Source organism: Microvirga sesbaniae (genome assembly GCF_025460805.1).
GTDB classification, from domain to species: domain Bacteria; phylum Pseudomonadota; class Alphaproteobacteria; order Rhizobiales; family Beijerinckiaceae; genus Microvirga; species Microvirga sesbaniae.
In genome coordinates this window covers 1-6151 of the sequence record NZ_JAMXFJ010000091.1, presented here as the reverse complement: position 1 = coordinate 6151, position 6151 = coordinate 1, and the positions used below count along the sequence as shown (strand labels likewise).

Annotated in this window: 5 protein-coding genes and 1 pseudogene; all 6 read left to right on the top strand. The window is 65.3% G+C overall.

Going from position 1 to position 6151, the window contains the following annotated elements; genetic code table 11:
- Positions 1-886, top strand: an 886-nt coding sequence (locus tag OCW50_RS32740; RefSeq protein ID WP_315974517.1) for an acyl-CoA carboxylase subunit beta, incomplete at its 5' end; no start/stop codon positions are given.
- Between the two features lie 291 nt (positions 887-1177).
- Positions 1178-1750 (top strand): biotin transporter BioY, encoded by a 573-nt coding sequence (locus tag OCW50_RS32735; RefSeq protein ID WP_210804893.1) that lies wholly within the window; start codon positions 1178-1180, stop codon positions 1748-1750.
- A gap of 66 nt (positions 1751-1816) precedes the next feature.
- Positions 1817-3283, top strand: a pseudogene (locus OCW50_RS32730) (acetyl-CoA carboxylase biotin carboxylase subunit); the annotation flags it as partial.
- The gene (locus tag OCW50_RS33625; protein ID WP_373371187.1) at positions 3269-3817 is read left to right on the top strand and encodes a biotin/lipoyl-containing protein; all 549 of its coding nucleotides are present in this window, start codon (positions 3269-3271) and stop codon (positions 3815-3817) included. The pseudogene OCW50_RS32730 and the gene OCW50_RS33625, both read left to right, overlap by 15 nt.
- Positions 3818-3825: 8 nt before the next feature.
- Positions 3826-5859 carry a methylmalonyl-CoA mutase subunit beta gene (locus OCW50_RS32725; protein WP_262266288.1) on the top strand — a complete coding sequence of 678 codons (2034 nt, stop codon included), beginning with the start codon at positions 3826-3828 and terminating at the stop codon, positions 5857-5859.
- The coding region (locus tag OCW50_RS32720) for a methylmalonyl-CoA mutase family protein (protein WP_262300368.1) at positions 5856-6151 on the top strand (296 nt) is incomplete at its 3' end. The genes OCW50_RS32725 and OCW50_RS32720, both read left to right, overlap by 4 nt.

The following is a 6151-nucleotide window of genomic DNA, read 5'->3' as shown; positions in this document are numbered from 1 at the left end:
GCACACCACCAAGTCCTCGGTGGCGGACGGCGCCTACGACAACGACGTCGAGGCGCTTCTGCAGGTGCGCCGCCTCATCGATTTCCTGCCCGCCAACAATCAGGACGGCGTGCCGGAGATCCCGAGCTTCGATGATCCCAACCGCACCGACGACAGCCTCGACACCCTGATCCCGGACAACCCGAACAAGCCCTACGACATGAAGGAGCTGATCCTGAAGGTCGTGGACGAGGGCGACTTCTTCGAGATCCAGGAATCCTTCGCCCGGAACATGATCACTGGCTTCGGCCGCGTGGAAGGGCGCACCGTGGGCTTCGTGGCCAACCAGCCGATGGTGCTGGCGGGCGTGCTCGACTCCGATGCCTCGCGCAAGGCCGCGCGCTTCGTGCGCTTCTGCGACGCCTTCAACATCCCGATCGTCACCTTCGAGGACGTGCCGGGCTTCCTGCCGGGCACCGCGCAGGAATATGGCGGCCTCATCAAGCACGGCGCCAAGCTGCTCTTCGCCTATTCCGAGGCGACCGTGCCGCTCGTTACCGTGATCACGCGAAAAGCCTTCGGCGGCGCCTATGACGTGATGGCCTCGAAGCATATCGGCGGCGACATCAACTACGCCTGGCCGACCGCGCAGATCGCCGTGATGGGCGCCAAGGGCGCGGTGGAGATCATCTTCCGCCAGGATCTCGGCGACCAGGACAAGATCGCGGCCCGTACCAAGGAATACGAGGACCGCTTCATGTCGCCCTTCGTGGCGGCCGAACGGGGCTACATCGACGAGGTGATCATGCCCCATTCCACGCGCCGTCGGATCGCCCGGGCGCTGGCGATGCTCCGCCACAAGGAGAGCGAGCGCCCCTGGAAGAAGCACGATAACATTCCCCTGTGAGAGGAGCACCCAATGACCATCGCCTCACGGACGCGAGCCTCTATCCAAATCGATGATGTCTCTCAGCTGCTCATTGAATTTGTTGATGGGAGGGGTAGGCAGGGTCACGCAGATGAACCTATCGACGAGATTTTGCAGCTCCTATTGGCCGTCAGTAGCCTTGATCCTGATGCTGTAAATCTTCTGACACATTCAGATTATGTGGCCGCTCTAGTGATTCAAGCCCGCCGGTAGAGCTCGATCCGTTCTTTCTATCTCCAGATTACACCTGAACAGAATGAGGAGAAGCCTATGGTTCGGAGTCAAATGTCATCCCGGACACTCGCAAATAGGCTCTGGGTTCAAATACCGGGCAATACTCGCCTACGCATCGTCTTACTTGTTCTCATCGGCACGATTCTGCTGGCAGTCTCGGCTCACATCCAAGTGCCGTTCTGGCCAGTGAAGATGTCTATGCAATCATTTATGGTCCTCGCTCTCGCGGTCGTATACGGCGGTCGTTTAGGAACCGCAACGGTCGCTGCGTACCTTGTCGAGGGGGCAGTTGGATTGCCGGTATTCCAAAGCGGTGGAGGCCTTGCCTGTTTTGGAGGCCCGACTGCTGGCTACCTTGCGGGCTTCGTCGTCGCTACCGGCGTTGTCGGATCCCTAAGCGAGCGTGGAGCAATGCACTCGGTTGTCGCAGCGTTCGGTGTTCTTCTGTTGGGTGACGCCATCATTATGGTTCTTGGAACGGCTTGGCTCTCGACACTGATTGGCTTCGAGAAGGCACTGTCCGCGGGCCTCCTGATCTTCCTTCCTGCGGAAGCTGTCAAAGTTACTCTGGAAGCGGTTTTGACCCGAATGACAGCCCGCGCCATCTAGCTCGCACTTTCCTGAGGAATGCTCTCCAACAGAATCATGTCGGAGGGCCAAGACGAAGACCACGCAATGTTCGACAAGATCCTGATTGCGAACCGGGGCGAGATTGCCTGCCGGGTCATCAAGACAGCCCGGCGCATGGGCATCAAGACCGTGGCCGTCTATTCGGATGCCGACCGCGACGCGCTTCACGTGGACATGGCCGACGAGGCCGTCCACATCGGACCCGCCGCAGCGGCCGAGTCCTATCTCGTGATCGAGAAGATCATCGAAGCCTGCAAGGCGACCGGCGCCCAAGCGGTCCATCCGGGCTACGGCTTCCTGTCCGAACGCGAGGCCTTCCCGAGAGCCCTGGCCGAGGCCGGCATCGTGTTCATCGGCCCGAATCCCGGCGCTATCGCGGCCATGGGCGACAAGATCGAATCGAAGAAGGCGGCGGCGGCCGCGAAGGTCTCCACCGTGCCGGGCTGTCTCGGGGTGATCGAGGGCCCGGAGCAGGCGGTCAAGATCGCCGACGAGATCGGCTACCCGGTCATGATCAAAGCCTCGGCGGGCGGTGGCGGCAAGGGCATGCGCATCGCCCACTCGGCCGGCGAGGTCGCCGAGGGCTTCGCCCGCGCCAAGTCGGAGGCGGCAAGCTCCTTCGGCGATGATCGGGTCTTCATCGAAAAGTTCATCACCGATCCGCGTCACATCGAAATTCAGGTGCTGGGCGACAAGCACGGCAACGTGATCTATCTCGGCGAGCGCGAGTGCTCGATCCAGCGCCGCAACCAGAAGGTCATCGAGGAGGCGCCGTCGCCGCTTCTCGACGAGGCCACCCGCCGCCTGATGGGCGAGCAGGCGGTCGCGCTGGCCAAGGCCGTTGCTTACGATTCCGCCGGCACGGTGGAGTTCGTGGCCGGCCAGGACAAGTCGTTCTACTTCCTCGAGATGAACACCCGCCTTCAGGTGGAGCATCCGGTGACCGAGATGATCACCGGCATCGACCTCGTGGAGGAAATGATCCGCGTCGCCGCGGGCGAGCGCCTCAGTCTAACGCAGGCGGATGTGAAGCTGAACGGCTGGGCGGTGGAAAGCCGCATCTACGCGGAAGACCCGGTCCGGAACTTCCTGCCCTCGACCGGTCGCCTCGTCACCTATCGCCCGCCGCGCGAGGGCGAGCAGGGTGGCGTGACGGTGCGCAACGACACGGGCGTCAACGAGGGCGGCGAGATCTCGATCTACTACGATCCGATGATCGCCAAGCTGGTGACACACGCCCCGACCCGCCTCCAGGCCATCGAGGCTCAGGCGACTGCGCTCGATGCCTTCGCCATCGAAGGCATCCGCCACAATATCCCGTTCCTGTCGGCCCTCATGCAGCATCCGCGCTGGCAATCGGGCCAGCTGTCCACCGGCTTCATCGCCGAGGAGTTCCCGCAGGGGTTCAAGGTGCCGCCCCCGGAGGGCGAGGTGGCCCTGCGCATGGCGGCCGTGGGCGCCGCCATCGATCACCTGCTCAACGAGCGCAAGCGACACATCTCCGGTCAGATGCGGCAGGCTGCGAGCGTGCAGTTCGATCGCGAGCGCGTCGTGCTCCTGGGCAAGGAGCGGCATGAGGCCGTGATCGAGGACATCGAGGGCGGCTTCGCGGTGGTCATCGATGGCCAGGCCTGGCCGATCGTCTCGGGCTGGGTGCCCGGTCAGCCCGTTTGGAACGGGACGGTGGGTGGGGAGCCCGTCGCCTTCCAGGTGCGGCCGATCCTCAACGGGGTCGTCCTGTCCCATGCGGGCACCTCGGCCGAGGTGCGGGTCTACACGAAGCGCGAGGCTGAACTGGCGGCCCTGATGCCGGAGCGGCTTGAGGCCGATACGGGCAAGCTCCTGCTCTGCCCGATGCCGGGGCTCGTGAAGGCGATCAGCGTAAGCCAGGGACAGGAGGTCAAGGCCGGCGAGCCCCTCTGCATCGTGGAGGCCATGAAGATGGAGAACGTCCTGCGCGCGGAGCGCGACGGCACGATCTCGATGATCCACGCCAAGGAAGGGGACAGCCTCGCGGTTGATGCCACCATCATGGAGTTTACCTGATGGCAGATGTGGACGACCTGACCTTAGCCGCCGATTTCCCGCAAGCGACCCGCGAGCAATGGCTCAGACTGGTCGAGGGCGTGCTCAAGGGCGCGGACTTCGAGAAGAAGCTCGTCTCGCGCAGCCATGACGGGATCGCCATCCAGCCCCTCTATCCGAAGGCGGAAAGATCGACGCCCGTTGTGCGCGAGCAGCCCGGCCGCTGGCTCGTGTCGCAGCGGATCGACCATCCCGACCCGGCGAAGGCCAACGAACTGGCTCTCCTCGATCTCGAAGGCGGCGCCGATGCACTGACGCTCGCGACCCACAAGGCTCCCGCGGCCCGCGGATTCGGCGTGCGGGTCGAGAGCCTCAACGATCTCGACCGGGTGCTGTCGGGAGTGATGCTCGACCTCGTTCACCTGCGCGTCGATGCGGGCGGCCACGGCCGCCAGATGGCGGCACTGATACTGGCGCTCGCCGAGCGGCGCGGCCATAATTTCTCCGACCTCTCCCTCGATCTCGGCCTCGATCCCATCGGGGCCATGGCGGCGCAAGGGCGGATGTCCGCGTCTTGGGACGCCATGGCCCGGCGCATGGGCGACACGCTTGAGCATCTGACCGCGCAGGGCTTTGCCGGACGCACCTTCCTGGCCGATGGACGCGTCTACCACGAGGCCGGCGCCAGCGAGGCGCAGGAACTCGCGGCCGTGCTCGCGACGGGCATCGCCACCTTGCGGGCGCTCGACGCGCAAGGCCATCCGCTCGACGCGGCACGCCGGGCGCTGTCCTTCCTCCTCGTGGCCGATGCGGACGAGTTCCTCACCGTGGCGAAGCTGCGGGCGCTTCGCCGCCTGTGGGCGCGCGTGGAGCAGGCCTGCGGCCTCGAGCCGAAGCCGATCCGCCTGCACGCTGAGACCGCCTGGCGCATGACCACCCGGCGCGACCCTTGGGTGAATATCCTGCGCACGACGATCGCCGCCTTCTCCGCCGGCATCGGCGGGGCGGACGCGATCACCGTGCTGCCCTTCACGGCGGCGCTGGGCCTGCCCGATGCCTTCGCCCGCCGGATCGCGCGCAACACGCAGCTGATCCTGCTCGACGAGTCGAACCTTGCCCGCGTGGCCGACCCGGCCGCGGGCGCGGGCGGCTTCGAGACGCTCACGGACGTCTTGTGCGAGAAGGCCTGGAGCCTGTTCCAGGAGATCGAGCGCGAGGGCGGCATTCTCGAAAGTCTCAAGTCCGGCATGCTCCAGGCCCGCATCGCGGCCGTGTGTTCCCAGCGGGCAAAAGCCGTCGCCACCCGCCGGGAGCCGATCACCGGCACGAGCGAGTTCCCGAACATCCATGAGGCCGATGTGGCCGTGCTGCTGCCGATGCCCGCAGCCGAGGCGAACGCGGCCCCCACCGCGTCGGCGTCGTCTCCCGCCTCGACCGAGACCGACTTCGCGTCTCTCGTCGGCATGGCCGGACAGGGCACGCCCCTGATCCAGCTCGTCGGCACCGCGGCCGGCTTGGCGCCCGTCTCCATCGCGCCCCTGCCGTCGATCCGGACGGCGGAGCCGTTCGAGCGCCTGCGCGACCGCGCGGACGCCTATCGCGCCCGGACCGGGGAGCGCCCGAGGGTGTTCTTGGCGAATCTCGGGCCGATCGCGGCCTTCACGGCCCGGGCGACCTTCGCCAAGAATTTCTTCGAGGCCGGCGGCATCGAAGCCGTCACGAACGACGGCTTCCCATCTCTTCATGCCCTTACAGCTGCCTTTGCCGCATCGGGTGCTCAAAGTGCCTGCATCTGTTCCTCCGATGAGGTTTACTTCGCTCTCGCAGATGAGGCGATTACACCCAACGAGACTGTAGTTGAGGAGACAGCGCGCGCACTTAGAAGGGCAGGGGGCTTGCTCGTGTATATGGTGGGTCGTCCGATCATGCGGGAGGACGCACTCCGCTCGGCGGGCATCCAGGACTTCATCTACAGCGGCTGCGACCTGCCAGCATTCATCTATAAAACCTATGCGTTCATGGACGAACTAATTGCAGCGCCTCGAATGGGTGCAAGCCAATGACCAGCATCCCGGACTTCTCGAGCGTCGCTTTCTCCGCCGCTCCCCTGGCGCCCTCCTCCCAGGCTGCTTCGGAGCCCTGGCTGACGCCGGAGGGCATCGCGGTCAGAGGAGCCTATGGCCCCGAGGACCGTGCGGGTCTCGACGCCCTCGACACCTGGCCGGGCGTCGCGCCGTTCCTGCGCGGCCCCTACCCGACCATGTACGTGAACCAGCCCTGGACCGTGCGCCAGTACGCCGGCTTCTCCACGGCGGAGGATTCCAACGCCTTCTACCGGCGCAACCTGGCGGCCGG